We start from the raw sequence: 15,454 nt of genomic DNA on the forward strand, positions 1-15,454 counted from the left end.
GCGCTTGCCGCCGGCCGGATGGGAAAGCGGCCCAGACCGCTATTCGGTCATCTCCATCAGCCGGAAGGTGAACCCGAAGCCCGACAGGTTGAACGCCTTGGCGGGATCGGTCAGCGCCGGCACGCTCACCCGCTTCGACGCCGCGAACACGGCCACCTGATCATAGGCGTAGATCGACGGGGCAACCTCGACCAGCCGCTTGTTCAGCGCCGAATAGGCGGCGACGCGGCCTGCTTCGTCGGATGTGGCGCGGCCTTCGTCGAGATACTTGTCCACCTCTGCGTCCTGCAGATACTCCGGCGACTGCCAAGTGCCCTTGGCGCTCGAGTGATACATGCCGTAGAGCAGCGTATCGGGATCGCCGGTGATCGACGCCACGAAGAGCTGCGAGATGTTCGGCGTGTTCTCGGGCTTCGACACCTGTTCGGAGAACAGCGCCCAGGGCAGCTTCTTGATCTCGGACTTGATGCCGATCTCGGCGAAGTTCGCCTGCATCAGCAGCGCGAAGCGCTCCTCGAGCGGCACCTCGCCGATCCACGACAGTTCGAGATTGATGTCCTCGGGCTTGTACTTGCACTTGGCAAGATGCGCCTTGGCGGCTTCAAGGTCGCGCTTGTTGGCCATCTCGGCGGGATTGGCGCCGAGCATGCCGACGAGGATCGCGCCGGTAGACGGCTTGCCCTGCGAGACGGTGTCGTTGATCGCAACCATCTTGATGCCGGCGTCGTAGTCGAAGGCATTGGCCAGCGCGAGGCGGCACTCGACGTCGTCGAGCGGCGCCTTGGTCGTGTTCATCTTGATGTAGAAGCCCGACGTGCCCGACTCCGTGAGGAGCTGGGCGCCGCTGGAGGCGAGCGACTTCAGCACTTCCGGCGGCAGCCACTGCGAGGAGATGTCGTGCTCGCCCTGCGCGATCAGGGTGCGCACGGTCGCGGCTTCAAGGCCGTAGCGCAGACGCACAGTGTCCGGCGCCTTGGCCGGAACGCCGAGGAAGTAGTCGGCGTTCTTCGCCATCACCGTTTCCTGCTGCGGATTGTGCGCGGTGACCTTGTAGGCGCCGGAGCCGGCGTCGTTGGTGGACAGGAAGGCCTGGCCCCAGTCCTTCATCTCGCCGTCGCCCGCGCCGAGATTGGCCAGAACCAGCTTCTTGTCGACGATCGGCAGCTTCACAAGCGAGGCCACGAAGGGCGAATAGGGCCGGCTGAGCGTGAACTTCACCGTGCTTTCATCGACTGCCTCGACCTTCTCGACGACGTCGAAGAGATAGGTGAGGCCCTGGCCGAGCGCCTTGGTGCGCTCCAGCGAGAAGACTACGTCCTCCGCCGTGAACGGATTGCCGCTGTGGAACTTCACGCCGGGCCGAAGCTTGAACGTGTAGGCATTGCCGTCGACCGTCCAGCTCTCCGCGAGGTGCCCCTGGTGCCCCGGCGCGCCCTGGTTCGGGATGACCAGCGTGTCGTAGATGTTGAACATCAGGATCGAGTCGGCGTAGTCCGAGGCCTTGCCGGGATCGAGTTCGCCGACGGCGACCTCGTCCAGCCTCAGCACGGTTTCGGCCGACGCCATGGTGGCCGTGGCTGCCGTCACCGCCGTCAATGCGCTGGCGGCAACAAGCGCCGCAGCGAGTGTCTTCAGTATCTTCTTCATGATGACTTCCCCTTTTTTGCTTTGCTTGTTGTCTTGGACTTGGGAGGCTGAGCGGACGCGGTCACCGCGCCCAGGTTGGACGAGCCGTTCGCCTCGCTGTCGCGAAAGACGTCCATCGTGCAGGTGTGCAAGATGGTCGACGGCGTGCCCGTGTGGTTCCAGGACGAATGAACCCGCCTGGACGGAAAGTGGATCAGAATCCCCGACGCCGAGCACATGCGTCTCGCCGTCGACCTCGACAGTGATCCCGCCTTCGAGCACGTAGAAAATCTCCTCGCCCTCATGGGCGATCGGCTCGGAGCGGTAGCCGGGCGGCTCGTGGATGATGACGCTGTTGATGACGTTGCCCGGGAACGAGGTCGACAGCCTCTCGTAGACGAGGGAGTTGGAGCCGATCGCGTAATGGGGCCGCTGGTCGTGCCGGGTGGTGGGTGCCAGCACCCGCGGCTGCGACAGGAATTCGGACACCTGGAAGCCGAGCACGCGCGAGACGCTGACGAGGGAAGACAGCGACGGCGTGGTGATGCCGCGCTCGATCTGCGAGATGAAGCCCACCGACAGGCCCGCGCCGTCAGCGACTTCCTTCAACGTCAGTCCGAGCTCGCGACGGCGCGTGCGGAGTCGTTCCCCGAACGCATCGTGGTCCAAGCCGCGGACGCCGCCTTCTGCAGACTGGCTGTCCAACGTCCAATTCCCCAGTTTTAGTATTGCTAAAAATCTAGGGTCAGGATCGGCACAGCGTCAAGCGAAAATTTTAGCCAGACTAAAAAAGGGCCGGCGAATTTCTTCGCCGGCCCGAGATTGTTCAGGATTCGGTCCGAAGGCCGCCGCTTTCGGGAAATGCGCGGCGCCGCGGCATCTCAGATCCGCTGCCGGACCCGCATCTTGATGTGCTTGGATTCACGATAGGCCTCGATGCCCTCGCGGCCGAGCTCGCGGCCGATGCCGCTCATCTTCCAGCCGCCGAAAGGCGCCTGCAGCTCGCTGGTGTCGTTGACGTTGACGCCGACGGCACCCGCCTCGATCTGCTCCGCCATCGACCATGCACGCTCCAGATCGCCGGAATAGACATAGGATGCGAGGCCATAGGGCAGCGAGTTGGCAATCGCCAGCGCCTCGCGATCGTCGGCAACCGAGCGGATCGCGGCGAGCGGGCCGAAGGTCTCCTCGGTGACGGCAAGCGCGCCGTCCGGCACCTCGTCCACCAGTGCCGGCTCGAAGAAGAAGCCGCGATCGTAAAGGCCTCCCTTCGGAGCGCTGCCGCCGGTGACGAGCTTCGCCCCACGCCGCACGGCGTCGTCGAGATGCCGGGTGGTGCGGGCGCGCACGCTTTCGTTCAGCACCGGTCCGTAGAGCACGCCGGGCTCGACGCCGTGGCCGAGCTCGATCTTGCGCGTCTCCGCGGCCAGCGCCTCCACGAAGCGGGAATGGATCGGCTTCGAAACGAGGATGCGGTTCACCGCGATGCAGATCTGGCCCATGTTGGAGAAGGAGCGCCGCGCCGCGGCGGCGGCCGCCTCCTCGACGTCGGCGTCGTCCAGCACGATGAACGGGCTGTGGCCGCCGAGCTCCAGCGACATGCGCTTGAGCGTCGCCGCTCCTGCCCGCATGATCGACTGGCCGGCCGGGACCGACGCTGTCGCCGAAATCATGGCGATGCCGGGATGTTCGGCGAGTGCCGCGCCGACCTCCGGACCTGTGCCCGGGATGTCGTTGAGCACGCCGGCGGGCAGGCCCGCATCGGCGAAGCACTGCACGACCTGGCCGATCGCCAGCGGCGTCTCATGCGGCGGCTTCACCACCAGCGTGCAGCCGGCGGCAAGCGAGGGCGCCACCTTCCACGCATAGAGGTCGACCGGATAGTTCCACGGCACGATGCCGCCGACGACGCCGACGGGCGCGGTGGTGACGAGGCTGCGGATGTCGGATCGCGAGGCCGGGCGGATCGACCCGCCGAGCCGCCTGCCCTCTTCCGCGTAATAGCGGATGACCGTGACGCCGAAGAGGATCTCCTTCTTCGCATCCGGGATCGGCTTGCCCTGCTCGCGCGTCAGCGTGTCGGCGATCGCCTCGACGCGCGCCTCGATCAGGTCCGCGGCGCGGTGAAGGATGCGCGCGCGCTCATCCGCATGGATGCCCCCCCATGCGGAGAGAGCGCGCGCGGCGGCCAGAACGGCGCGGTCAACATCCGCCCTTGCCGCGATGGAGCTCGTGCCGACGAGATCGCCGGTGGCCGGGTCCTTGATGTCGGCGCGCGTGCCCGCGCTCGCGTCGACCCAGGCGCCGTCGATGAACAGGTTGCGGTCCATGACGCTCACCGTGCCTTGAGCCGGGCCCAGAGCTGCTCGTAGTTCTCGTCGTTCTGCCTGTTGGCCTTTTCCTTCTCGGTGGTGTTGGGGCTCACCATCACGTGCGGATGGACGCCCTGCTGCACGAGCTTCTCGGCGGTCGAGGACACGATGGCGTGCGCGACGGCGATGGTGACCGAGGTGGAGCTGGCGCCCACCGGCGATTCCAGCCCGTCGATGTAGAGATTGGCGTCGGCGCGCGGGATGCCGGTGTCGATGACGACGTCGGCGACCTCGAACAGGCGCTTGCCGGACGAGTGGCGTGACGGCGTCGAGGTCGAATGCGGCAGCGAGGTCACGCCGATCAGCGTGATGCCGCGCTCCTTGCACTCCATGGCAATGTCCATGATCACGGCGTTGATGCCGGAATGCGAGAACAGGATCATCGTGTCGGCCGGATCGATCTGGTGCGAGCGCAGGATCGCCTTGCCGTAGCCTTCCTGGGCATGGATGAAGCGATACTGCCTGGCACCCATGTCGCCCCAGACGTGGTGGAACGAGATCATCGTGCTTTCGACGATCGGCCGGAAGCCGACGATGGTTCCGGTGCGCGGGAAGCTCTCGAGTGCAGGCAGTGCGCCGTGGCCGGTCCCGAATGTGAAGGCGAGCTTGCCGGCGGCGATGGACTTGGCGCAGGCCGCGGCGGCCTTCTCGATGGCCGGTCCCTGGGTGGAGCGCACCGTCTCCAGCCGCTCCGAAAGCGTCTGGAAATAGCGGTCGATCAGCGTGGTCATGGTCTTTCCTTTCTTATGTCCTTGGCCGGCGACGCGCAGCGTCAGGCCGGCAGCGATGTCATCGCGTCAAGCGCGACATCGAAGAGTTCGGCCTCGGCGACATCCATCGCGGCGTCGTCGATCTTGGCCTGGCTGTGGGCGTCCACCGTGGCGACGCACAGCGTCGAGCAGCGGGCGCCGAGGATGCGGGCGGCGGTCAGCAGCGCGGAGGTCTCCATGTCGGTGCCGATCAGGCCCATCCGCTCGATGTCCTGCTTCAGCTTGCCGATCATCTCGCGGCGCGCCCCGGACAGGCCGAACATCTCGGTATAGAAGCCGTCATAGGTGCCGTAGATGCCGGCATGCCAGGCGCGCTTCGAGGCGGCCAGCTTCGCGCGCAGCACCGTGTTCAGCGTGAAGTCCGCGATGGCCGGGAAGCCCAGGGGAGCGTAGGAGTTCGACGTGCCGTCAGCGCGCAGCGCGCCGTCCGCCAGCACGAAATCGCCGATCTTCGCCGGCGGGATCGCCATCGCGGTGCCGATACGCAGGAAGTTGCGGATGCCGAGCGCGAACAGCTCGTGCAACACGATGGTCGCGATCGGCGCACCCATGCCGAAGGCCGAGACGGTGACGCGCTTGCCGGCATAGGTGCCGGTGACCGTCTTCAGCCCCCGGTTCTCCTTGACCGAATGGACGTTCGTCATCTTCGCGGCGAGACGCGGCACGCGCGCAGGGTCGCCGACCAGGATGGCCGCCTCTCCCACTTCGTCCCGGCTTGCACCGATATACCAGGCGCTCGTGGCTTGTTCTTCGCTCATGTCATGCACTTTCATTCTGGTTTGCGACGCGCCCTGACAGCAGGGCATGCGCCGCCTTATGGCCGGATTTGACGACCGCGACCGGATCGGTTTCGCCGCTGGCAAGCGCCGCGAGGGCACCGCCCGCAAATGTATCTCCAGCGCCCGTAGGATCCGTGACGACGAGCGGTTCGGAAGGCACGAACGTCGTCACGCCTGCGTACGTGACCTGCGCCCCGGCACCGCCGCGCGTCTCGATCAGCATCAAATCGGGCTTCGGTACTGTGCCGGCCTCGAAGGCGCGCCGCACGAAGGCGGCCTCGGCCGCGCTGCAGCAGATGAGGTCGGCGCGCGCGGCAAGCTCGGCCGCGAGGTCGGGCGTGACGGCACGCGGATCGTCCTTGACCACCCAGCAGAGCTTTGCGGCGGGCGAGAGCAGGCCGACCGCCTCGCGGGTCGCCGCCTTCGGCCCGACGGTAACACAGAGCCAGTCGGCGCCGGCGATGACGTCTCGTTGATTGTCCGTCAGGACGAGGTGACCGGCGGAGGCAGGATGGTAGAGGCAGAGACATCCGCCCTGCGGTTCGTAGGCGAGGATCGCCATCGGCGTGCGCTCGCCTTCGATCGCCGACACGCCGTCCGTCCGGATGCCGCGGCGCCTCAATTGTGCGCGATAGTCCTCGCCGGCCAGGTCGTCGCCGATCCAGGTCACGGGCGTTGCACCGTCGATGCCGCCTGAGGCAAGCGCGGCCGCGACATAGGCGGGGCTGCCGCCAAGGCGCGGCCATGCGTCCTCGGGCCTGGTCAGGATCGTCGTGGTGCGGCCGGGCGTCGGGATCCCGTCCAGCGTCATCACGTGATCGAGGCTGGCATAGCCGGAAATCGCGATGCGGGTCACGACAGCATCCCGATCGCTTCGTCCACGGACACGACGCGCCCCATGTAGCGGTCGATGTCCTCCAGCGAGGCCTCGGCCAGATGCGGCCGGTTGGAATTCGTCGCCTCGCGCGGCACCACCGGCTCGAAACCGTTGGCGAAGGCATCCTGCGCGGTGGCGCGGATGCAGACATTGGTCTTCACGCCGACGATGATCACCCGCTCCACCTTCTGTTCGGTCAGGAACAGGGCGAGATCGGTCGCGAAGAAGGCGCTGAAGCGGCGCTTGAGCACGAGTGTCTCGTTGTCTCCCTGCGGCCTGAACTCGCCGAAGAACTCGGCGTCGAAGGCCTGTTCAAGATGATGCAGCGGCAGCTTGCGCCACTCGAAATCGTCGAAGCCGGGCCGATGGCGCTCCACGGCGTGCACCACCACGGCACCGGACGCATTCGCCGCAGCCCGCAGCCGTCGGATCGGCTCAAGAACGTCCTCGACGCCCTTGTAGTAGTTCGGCTGCGACGGATCGAAAAAGGAGTTGATCACGTCGACGAGGATGAGGGCGGTCTTTTTCGTGTCGGTCATGGGTCAGGCTTTCAGGGCGCGGGCGCGGCGCGTGGCGATCGCCATAAAGGTCAGCACCACGATCACCATTGCATAAGGTAGTGTCTGGATCAGTTCGGCCGGGATGCCGCGTCCCTGGAGGCGGATCTGCAAGGCGTCGAAGAAGCCGAACAGCAGCGCGCACAGTGCGGTCGGCCATGGCCGGTTGCGGCCGAAATAGAAGGCGGCCAGCGCGATGAAGCCGCGGCCGGCGGTGATGCCCTCGTTGAAGATGCCGACGACACCGATCGACAGATAGGCGCCGGCGAGGCCTGCCAGCAGGCCGGCGAAGACCGTCGAGGCATCGCGCAGCCTCAGCGGCGACAGGCCCAGCGCGCGCGAGGCCTGCGGGGCAGCGCCCGCCGCGCGGAGGCGCAGGCCGAGGCGCGTGCGGCGCAGGAACCAGACCGTCACCGGAACAAGGATCCAGGCGGCCCAGGTGAGTGGGTCATGGCCGGACAGGATGGCACCGAGATAGGGAATGTCGGCAATGACCGGGATCTCGATGCGGGGAAGCCGGGCAACGTCGGGCAGGCGCAGCGTGCCCGAGCTGCCATAGGCGGTCTTGAGGAAGAAGCGGACGAGACCGGCGACGAGGATGTTGAACCCGAGCCCAACGATGATCTCGTCGGCCTTGAGCCGCGTGACGCAGAGCGACATCAGGAGGCCGAGCAGCGCGCCGACGCCGGCCGCGCCCACCAGCGCGACGCCCCAGCTGCCAGTCTGCGAGGCGAGGATGATCGCGATGAGGGCGCCGCCCAGCATCATGGAATCGAGTCCGATGTTGACGATGCCGCCGATGCGGTTGACCAGCCCGCCGATCGCGGCGAGCAGCACCGGCGTCGTCATGACGATCGCCGAATGGAGGACGTTCTCAATCATGCCGCGCCCCTCTTCTTCGACATGATCCAGCCGAAGCGGGCGACGGCGAAGATCATGACCATGCCCTGCAGCACGTTGACGATCTCGATCGGCACATCGCTGAAGAGCTGGATGGTCGCACCCGACGCGGCGAGCGCCCCGAACAGGATCGCCGCCAGGAAGATGCCGATCGCCGAGCCGCGTCCGAGCAGGGCGACGGCGATGCCGGCAAATCCATAGCCGGGCGAGAAGCCGGAGACGAAGCGGCCGACATTGCCGAGCGCATGCACCGCGCCGGCGAGGCCGCCAATGGCGCCCGACAGGAGCATCATCTTGATGATGAGGCCGGGAACGTCGATGCCGGAGGCGGTGGCGAAGCGCGGATTGAGACCAGCCAGCCGCGTCTCGAAGCCGAGCGCGGTGCGCTTGCCCCAAAGCCAGTAGAGCAACAGCAGCGCCACCGCGATGAGGAAGCCGGCATTGAGCGTCGAGGGCGGCATCAGGCGCGGCAGGCGGGCGGCGGCATCGACCATCGGCGTCGCCGAATTGGCGGAACCGGGCGCCAGAAGCGGTCCGTTGACCAGGTAGGCGGTGAGGCTGATGGCGATGAAGTTGAGCATCAGCGTGGTGACGACCTCGTCCACGTCGAGGCGCGCCTTGAGAACGCCCGGCACCAGCATCCAGAGCGAGCCGACGACAAGGCCGGTGGCGAGCGCCAGCGGCAGGAGGATTGCGGCGGGAAGCCCGACGAAGGTGAAACCGATATAGGCGGCGGCCAAACCGCCGACATAGACGCAACCCTCGACGCCGACATTGAAGGCCCCGGCGCGGAAGGCGATCGCCGTGGCGAGGCCGGTCAGCATCAGCGGCGTCGCGGCAGACAGAGTGGCGGCGATACGGCGCGTTCCGCCGAAGGATTCGACGATCAGCAGGCGGTAGACCTCGACCGGGTTGTGGCCGGCCAGCCCAAGCAGGACAGCCGTGCCCGCAAAGGCGAGCACCAGCGGCAGGGCAATCGCCAGCGCGGCCTGCAGGCGGGAGGAGGATTGTTCGGCGGCAACGGCGCTCATGCGTCGAGCCCTCCGAGCATCAAGCGGCCGATCTCGTCGATGCGCGCCGAGCCGCGCGACACTTCACCGGTCGCCTTGCCACCATAGAGGACGACGATGCGGTCCGAGAGCGTGATGAGCTCGTCGAGTTCCTCCGAGATTAACAGCACAGCGCCGCCCCTGTCGCGGAAGTCGAGCAGGCACTGGTGGATGAAGGCGATGCCGCGGATATCGACGCCGCGGGTCGGCTGGCAGGCGAGCAGCACCTTCGGATTTCCGTCGAGCTCGCGCCCGACCGCGACGCGCTGCTGGTTGCCGCCGGACAGGCTGGAGGCGGGAAGCTGGGAGGACGAGCGCTTGACGCCGAAGCGGTCGAGCATCGTCTCGACATGGGTTGCGATCGCACCACGCTTGAGAAATCCGGACGACGAGAATTCCGGCCGGCGGTGATGCCCGGCGATCGCGTTCTCGGCGATCGGCGCGACGAGGCACAGGCCCTCATGCGCGCGGTCGGGACTGAGATAGGCGAGGCCCGCGAGACGCCGGGCGCTGAGCGGCAGCGACGAGATGTCGAGCCCGTCGATCCTGATTGCGCCGGCACTTGCCTGACGCAGGCCGGTGACGATGCCGGCGAGCTCGTCCTGGCCGTTGCCCGCGACGCCGGCGATGCCGACGATCTCGCCGGCACGCACGGTGAGGTCCAGCGCGTCGAGGCCGGCGGTGCCGCGGCCCGGACGGGCCGAGATGCCGGAGAGTTCGAGAACCGGCTTGCCGGCGGCGCTCTCCCGCGCGGAAGGCCGCGCCAGGATCTCGCCGATCATCAGTTCGGCCAGCTTGGCCTTGTCGGCCTCCGAGGCAGGCAGGCTTGCGACGACCTTGCCGGTACGGATCACCGTGATGTCGTCGGCGAGCGCCAGCACCTCGTCCAGCTTGTGGCTGATGAACAGGATGGTCCGCCCTTCCTCACGCAGCTTCTTCAGCAGCGCGATGAGCTCGCGCACCTGGGCAGGGGCGAGCACGGCCGTCGGCTCGTCGAGGATCAGCACATCCGCGCCGCGATAGAGCAAACGCAGGATCTCGACGATCTGGCGCAGGTGAACCGGCGCCTCTTCCTCCGGCACGTCCCAGTCCACCGTGACGCCCGCGAGTTTCTCCAGACGGCGCGCCTCGGCAAGGGCCGTGTCGCGGTCGATCCGGCCGAGGCCGCCGACCGGCTCCTTGGCGAGGATCAGGTTCTCGAGCAGGGAGAGCCCCGGCACCAGCATGAATTCCTGGTGCACCATGCCGATGCCGTGGTCGAACGCATCAGCCGGACCCGCGAAGGACACCGGCTCGCCGTTGACGACGACGGTGCCCTCGCTCGGATGGTCCATGCCCTGCAGGATGCGCATGAGCGTCGACTTTCCGGCGCCGTTGCCGCCGACGATCGCGTGGATCGTCCCGCGGCGCGCCGAGAAGTCGATCGCGTCGTTGGCCACGAGGCGCCCGAACCGCCTGGTCACGCCGCGCGCGCCCAGGCGGATGTCGGAGGCCGGGGCCTTGTCCTGCGCGGTCATGGAGCGTCCGTCCCGCTTACTTCAGCCAATCCGGATAGCCCTGGGTGACGACGTTCCAAACCTGGACCTTGCCGGACAGGATGTCCTGCTTCGCCGTCTCTACCTTTTCGAGGATCGGAGCCGGGATCAGCTCCTTGGTGTGCTTCATTTCGGACAGGCCGACACCGCCCTCCTTAAGGCCGAAGGCAGCCGTCTTGCCCGCCGGGAACGTGTCCGCGGCATAGTCCTTGAGCATAGCCTCGACGGCGACGTCGGTGCGCTTGATCATGCTGGTGAGCACCGAGCCGGGAGCAAGCCCGTCCTGGTCGGTGTCGACGCCGATGGCGTAGTGCCCGGCTTCCTTGGCCGCCTGGATGACGCCCATGCCGGTGCCGCCGGCGATCTGGTAGACGATGTCGGCGCCCTGCTCGAACATGGCCTTGGTCATCTGCAGGCCGATCGCCGGATCGGCGAAGTTGTTCGAATAGGCGACCAGCACCTTGACGTCCGGATTGGCGGCCTTGGCGCCTTCCATGTAGCCGGCGATGAACTTGTCGATGCCGGCCGACTTGGTGCCGCCGATCACGCCGATCACCGGCTCGGCATTGATGCCCTTGATCGAGGTGTCGGTCGTGACCAGTGCGGCGAGCGTGCCGGCAAGGTAGGAGCCTTCCTGCTCCTGGAACAGGACGGAGGCGACATTGGCGCCCTCGCGCACCTGGTTCAGGATCACGTATTTGGTGTCGGGATAGTCCTTGGCGACCTCGGTCAGCGCGTCGCCATGGGCATATTCGAGGTCGACCACGAGGCCGAAATTGGCGTCGGACGCGCGGCGCAGGATGTCGACCGCCTGGGCGACGACCTCCTTCGATTCGATCGGACGGCCTTCGAGCTTGGTGGCCTCCAGGCCGCGCTTGAAGCCTTCATAGGCGAGGTCGTTGTAGGACTGGTCGCCGAGGCCGCTCTGCGAGATGATCAGAGCAGCGGGTCGATCGTCAGCTTTCGCCGCCGAGAGTCCAAGGGCCGAGACGAGGGCCAGCATGGCGGTCCCGAGCATCAGTTTGCGGTGCATTGTCGTTCTCCTGACTTGTTAGGGTGTTCCCGGGCCGATGCCGCCGCACGAGGCGAGCCTCGTAGGAATAGCGACGGGCATCGTAGATCGCGCTGACGCAGTCCAGGACGGCTCCGTCAGCAGCAAAGGAGTGGCGGTTGACCGCGACGACGACGCCGTTTCGCGGCAATCCGAGCAGCTTGCGGTCTTCCGCTTCGGCTGGACGCGCCAAAAGGCTCTCCGTCGCCGAATGGACGGAAAGGCCGTGGTCGTCGAGATGCCGATAGAGCGAGAATGACGGATCGGCTGCCCGGTCCTCGGTCAGGCCGATACTGTCGACGAGCCGGCGCGACAGCACCGACCGGTGCCGCGCGATCGGCATGCCGTCGACCAGACGCAGGCGATCCAGCAGGACGAGAGCCTCGTCGCGATCATAGGGAAGACCGCGTTCCCATACCGCCGGACCGTAGGCGAGCAGCCGGTGCGCGGCCGAATGTCCGGTCGCCGCGACGGCTTCTGTGAAGGAAAGCAGATAGCCGGGCGAGCGCCGCAGCGGCGCTTCCGCCACGAATGTCCCGCTGCCCTGCCGGCGCGTGATCAGCCCTTCTTCGAGAAGCTGCTCGACAGCCCGCGTGACGGTGAAGCGGCTGACACCAAACTCCTTCGCCAATTGCGGTTCGCTGGAGAGACGGGCGCCCGGATCGAGCGACGCGATGCGGACCTTCAGCTCGTCGGCGATCTGAAGGTAGCGCGGCGCATGAAGGAGGCGGTCTGCGGACATCTCTTCCTCAACTTGTCCAGTCAACTGATCAGATTTTGAAAGCCGGCGCAAGAGGTCTGGCACGGTTTGCCGACAGAAGGAGCACGCTCGCCCGGCGGCGAACGAGCAGAGGCGAGAACGGACATAGGAGGTTCGGACGCGATAACGTTGCGTTCAGCGTCGCGAGAGCGAGCGAATGAGAGAATTGCGAATGCGGCGACGAACGCGCCGATATGTCAGGCCAAGCTGCCCGTCGCCGCAGGCTGCTGGCGCGCGATGGCCGACCAGCACATCTCTGCGATCTGCCGCCGTTCCGGTTCGGTCAAGGAAGAGCCATCGGCGCGACGCCATTTCAGCGTATTGCGGATGCCGCCGCCGACATAGGCGCCCATGACGTTCGGGTCGAAGTCGCGCAGCACACCTGCGGCATGGGCCTCGGTAAACACCTTGGCGGTGAAGTCCGTCACCGGCGCGAAGAGCTGCCTCAATTCGCCGGGCTGCAGAAGGGGGATGTTGGACAGGTATTCGAACAGGATCGCCTGCTCGGGATCGGCCCATATCAGGCGGATATAGTCGTCGATGTAGCGCCGGACCCGCGTTTCGTGCGGAACCTCGGGTCCATGCTCGATGATGAGGGAGGCGCCCACTTTCGCGGTCAGCCTTTGATACACCCCGCGGACCATCTCCTCCTTCGAGGCGAAATAGAGGTAAAGCGTGCCCGTGGCGACCCCGGCCACCTGGGCGATCTCCGCCATCGAGCATTGAAGCCCGTTCTTCACGATCAGCTCGGATGCGGCGCTGAGTATGCGCTCACGCTTGTCGACAACAGGTGCGTCCAACCGATTCCTCCAGCCTGTGAATGAATGTTCATTCACCTGTCACATAGCATGGCTACTCCTGCCCCCGTCAAGCATGAGCGCCGGGTTATCGCCTGGCCGCACAGGAGTTTTCAATGGCCGACGCCCTCACCTTCGTTCACCTGACGGACCTTCACATCGGCAATCCGGCCGTTCAGGACGATCACCTCTATTCCGACACGGCGACGACGCTCCGCGCCATCCTCGCGGACGTGAAGCGGCTGGTGCCGCAGCCCCGCTTCATCATCGCCAGCGGTGACCTGACCAATACCGGCGACCAGGAAAGCTACGAGCAGCTGAAGGCGATCGTCGCCGAGGCCGAGCTCGACATGCCGATCCTCTATACGCTCGGCAACCACGACAAGCGCTCGGGCTTCTATCCCGCCATGCTCGGCCAGGCCGAGAACATCGACAAGCCCTACGACCACTCGGCCGTCGTCGACGGCATCCACATCATCCTCGTCGACACCAGCATGCCCTTCAAGATCGGCGGCCATTTCGAGACCGGCCAGGTCGAGTGGCTGGAAAGCGAGCTGGACCGGCATCCCGAACTGCCGAAGCTGATCGTCATGCATCACGCGCCTGCGCTCGATTTCCACGCCACGGAACTCGAATGGGAGTCGCTCTCCTTCGAAGGCACCGAGGCCCTGCGCCGCGTGCTCGAGGGCCGCAGCGGCATCCTCGGCATCCTGTCCGGCCACATCCACTACGACCGCGTGAGTCACTGGTGCGGGATTCCGGTCGTGGTCGGCATCGGCCAGCACGCGGCGACAGACGTGCTCTACCTGCATGAGGGCCTGCGCATGGTCGCCGGGGCGTCCTTCGCACTCGGCACGGTCCGCGACTCGGGTCTCAGCATCTCCTTCGTGCCGCAGCCGGCCGACCGCCGCGAGCTCAAGGTGCACACCTTCGCGGGTATGTCCGAGCTGATCAAGCACTACGAAACCGACGCGGCCGCCGCCGCGGTGGCAGCACAGTAAACCCAGGAGTCCTCCCATGAACCGCAAGACATTCCTGGCCGGCGCGACCGCGCTGGTCATGGCGGGCCTTTGCGCGCCCGCATTCACCCAGTCGATCCCCGCGACCGTCGATCAGCCGGTGACGATCAGCTACTACAACTACAACCTCGCCTCGGCCGGCAACGGCGCGGAGGCGACCAAGAAGATGATCGCCGACTTCGAGAAGGCGAATCCGAACATCAAGGTCGAGGGCGTCGGCGCGAGCTCGGCGGACATCACCAGCCGCATCCAGGCCGACGTGGCCGCCGGACGCATCCCCGACGTCGTCCAGATGGTCTTCTCGGACCTGAACTTCACCGTCGACAATCTCGGCGCCGTAGCACTCGAGGACATCGTGCCGGCGGACGAGCTGAAGAAGCACTTCGAGGGCATCACGCCCAACGGGCTGCAGCTCGGCGTGATCAACGGCAAGACCTACGGGCTGGCCTACACCTTCTCGACGCCCGTGCTGTTCTACAATGCGGACCTCTTCCGTCAGGCCGGGCTCGACCCGGAGAACCCGCCCAAGACCTGGGCCGAGGTGAAGGCTGCCGCGCTCGCGATCGTCGACAAGACGGACGCCGAGGGTATCGCCACCGGCATCTTCGGACCGAGCGCGGGCGACTGGCTGTTCCAAGGCGTGCTGCGCTCCAACAATGGCGGCATCATCTCGGCCGACCGCAAGCAGCTCGCCTTCGCGGATCCGGCCTCGGTCGAGGCGGTGGCGATGCTGCGCGACCTCTATGACAGCGGCGCCTACACCAATGTCGAGATCCAGGCCGCCATGGAAGGCATGGCCTCCGGCAAGATCGGCATGTATCTGCAAACCTCGGCCATCCAGGGCTTCCTGGTGAAGGGCGCGGAAGGCAAGTTCGATCTGCGCGCCAGTACCATGCCGCGCTTCGGCGACAAGCCGCAGCGGCCGAACAATTCCGGCAGCGCGCTGGTGATCCTGAGCAAGGACCCGGTCAAGCAGCGGGCCGCGTGGGAGCTGATGAAGGCGATGACCTCGAAGGAGGCCTACACCGTCATCACCTCGCAGATCGGCTACCTGCCGCTGCGCACCGACATCGTCGATGACCCGAACTATCTCGGCGAATGGGTGAAGAAGCACCCGCTGATCAAGCCGAACCTCGAACAGCTCGCGATCCTAGAGCGCTGGGAATCCTTCCCCGGCCCGAACTACCGCCAGATCCAGAAGACCATGATGGAAGGCGCAGAGCTCGCCGTGTTCGGCGGCGTCGACCCGGCCGAGGCCATGCAGGCCGCGCAGGACAACGCCCAGGCCCTGATGCCGAAGTGACGACGCAAGGCGGCTGGTCCTCAGCGGCCGGCCGCCCCTTTCCCGACCAGCGGAGACGG

The 15,454-nt window shown here is 66.4% G+C and carries 14 protein-coding genes; 2 read left to right on the forward strand and 12 right to left on the reverse strand.

Annotated features, from left to right (window positions below; all coding sequences use genetic code 11):
* Window positions 1–39 precede the first annotated feature (39 nt).
* From LRS09_RS08120 to LRS09_RS08175, 12 genes are all read right to left on the reverse strand, one after another.
* A complete protein-coding gene (locus tag LRS09_RS08120) occupies window positions 40–2,331 on the reverse strand; it encodes an ABC transporter substrate-binding protein (RefSeq protein WP_308240288.1) in 2,292 nt (763 codons plus the stop codon).
* A 176-nt stretch (window positions 2,332–2,507) separates the two neighbouring features.
* Window positions 2,508–3,956 carry an aldehyde dehydrogenase gene (locus LRS09_RS08125; RefSeq protein WP_257805261.1) on the reverse strand — a complete coding sequence of 483 codons (1,449 nt, stop codon included), beginning with the start codon at window positions 3,954–3,956 and terminating at the stop codon, window positions 2,508–2,510.
* 5 nt (window positions 3,957–3,961) lie between these two features.
* On the reverse strand, window positions 3,962–4,729 hold the full coding sequence (locus LRS09_RS08130; protein WP_257805262.1) for an SIS domain-containing protein: 768 nt from the start codon (window positions 4,727–4,729) through the stop codon (window positions 3,962–3,964).
* Between the two features lie 41 nt (window positions 4,730–4,770).
* Window positions 4,771–5,526, reverse strand: coding sequence for a nucleoside phosphorylase (locus tag LRS09_RS08135; protein ID WP_257805263.1), 756 nt, complete (start codon window positions 5,524–5,526; stop codon window positions 4,771–4,773).
* 1 nt (window position 5,527) lies between these two features.
* Window positions 5,528–6,403: a carbohydrate kinase family protein gene (locus LRS09_RS08140; RefSeq protein WP_257805264.1), complete on the reverse strand. Its 876-nt coding sequence runs from the start codon at window positions 6,401–6,403 to the stop codon at window positions 5,528–5,530.
* A complete protein-coding gene (locus LRS09_RS08145) occupies window positions 6,400–6,963 on the reverse strand; it encodes a cysteine hydrolase family protein (protein WP_257805265.1) in 564 nt (187 codons plus the stop codon). Before LRS09_RS08145 ends, LRS09_RS08140 begins: the two co-directional genes overlap by 4 nt.
* Before the next feature lie 3 nt (window positions 6,964–6,966).
* A complete protein-coding gene (locus LRS09_RS08150) occupies window positions 6,967–7,863 on the reverse strand; it encodes an ABC transporter permease (RefSeq protein WP_257805266.1) in 897 nt (298 codons plus the stop codon).
* Window positions 7,860–8,912, reverse strand: a complete 1,053-nt coding sequence (locus LRS09_RS08155) for an ABC transporter permease (RefSeq protein WP_257805267.1) — start codon at window positions 8,910–8,912, stop codon at window positions 7,860–7,862. Before LRS09_RS08155 ends, LRS09_RS08150 begins: the two co-directional genes overlap by 4 nt.
* On the reverse strand, window positions 8,909–10,447 hold the full coding sequence (locus LRS09_RS08160; RefSeq protein ID WP_257805268.1) for an ABC transporter ATP-binding protein: 1,539 nt from the start codon (window positions 10,445–10,447) through the stop codon (window positions 8,909–8,911). The genes LRS09_RS08155 and LRS09_RS08160 overlap by 4 nt, the downstream gene beginning before the upstream one ends.
* Before the next feature lie 16 nt (window positions 10,448–10,463).
* On the reverse strand, window positions 10,464–11,498 hold the full coding sequence (locus LRS09_RS08165) for a BMP family protein (protein WP_257805269.1): 1,035 nt from the start codon (window positions 11,496–11,498) through the stop codon (window positions 10,464–10,466).
* The gene (locus LRS09_RS08170; RefSeq protein WP_257805270.1) at window positions 11,422–12,258 is read right to left on the reverse strand and encodes a GntR family transcriptional regulator; all 837 of its coding nucleotides are present in this window, start codon (window positions 12,256–12,258) and stop codon (window positions 11,422–11,424) included. The genes LRS09_RS08165 and LRS09_RS08170 overlap by 77 nt, the downstream gene beginning before the upstream one ends.
* 215 nt (window positions 12,259–12,473) lie before the next feature.
* Window positions 12,474–13,076: a TetR/AcrR family transcriptional regulator gene (locus LRS09_RS08175; RefSeq protein ID WP_257805271.1), complete on the reverse strand. Its 603-nt coding sequence runs from the start codon at window positions 13,074–13,076 to the stop codon at window positions 12,474–12,476.
* 113 nt (window positions 13,077–13,189) lie between these two features.
* On the opposite strand from LRS09_RS08175, the gene LRS09_RS08180 reads away from it, so the two are divergent.
* Both LRS09_RS08180 and LRS09_RS08185 read left to right on the forward strand, forming a co-directional pair.
* Window positions 13,190–14,074 carry a metallophosphoesterase gene (locus tag LRS09_RS08180; protein ID WP_257805272.1) on the forward strand — a complete coding sequence of 295 codons (885 nt, stop codon included), beginning with the start codon at window positions 13,190–13,192 and terminating at the stop codon, window positions 14,072–14,074.
* A 16-nt stretch (window positions 14,075–14,090) separates the two neighbouring features.
* A complete protein-coding gene (locus tag LRS09_RS08185) occupies window positions 14,091–15,395 on the forward strand; it encodes an ABC transporter substrate-binding protein (protein ID WP_257805273.1) in 1,305 nt (434 codons plus the stop codon).
* The last annotated feature ends 59 nt before the right edge of the window (window positions 15,396–15,454 follow it).

It is taken from the genome of Mesorhizobium sp. J428, assembly GCF_024699925.1.
GTDB lineage: Bacteria > Pseudomonadota > Alphaproteobacteria > Rhizobiales > Rhizobiaceae > Mesorhizobium_A.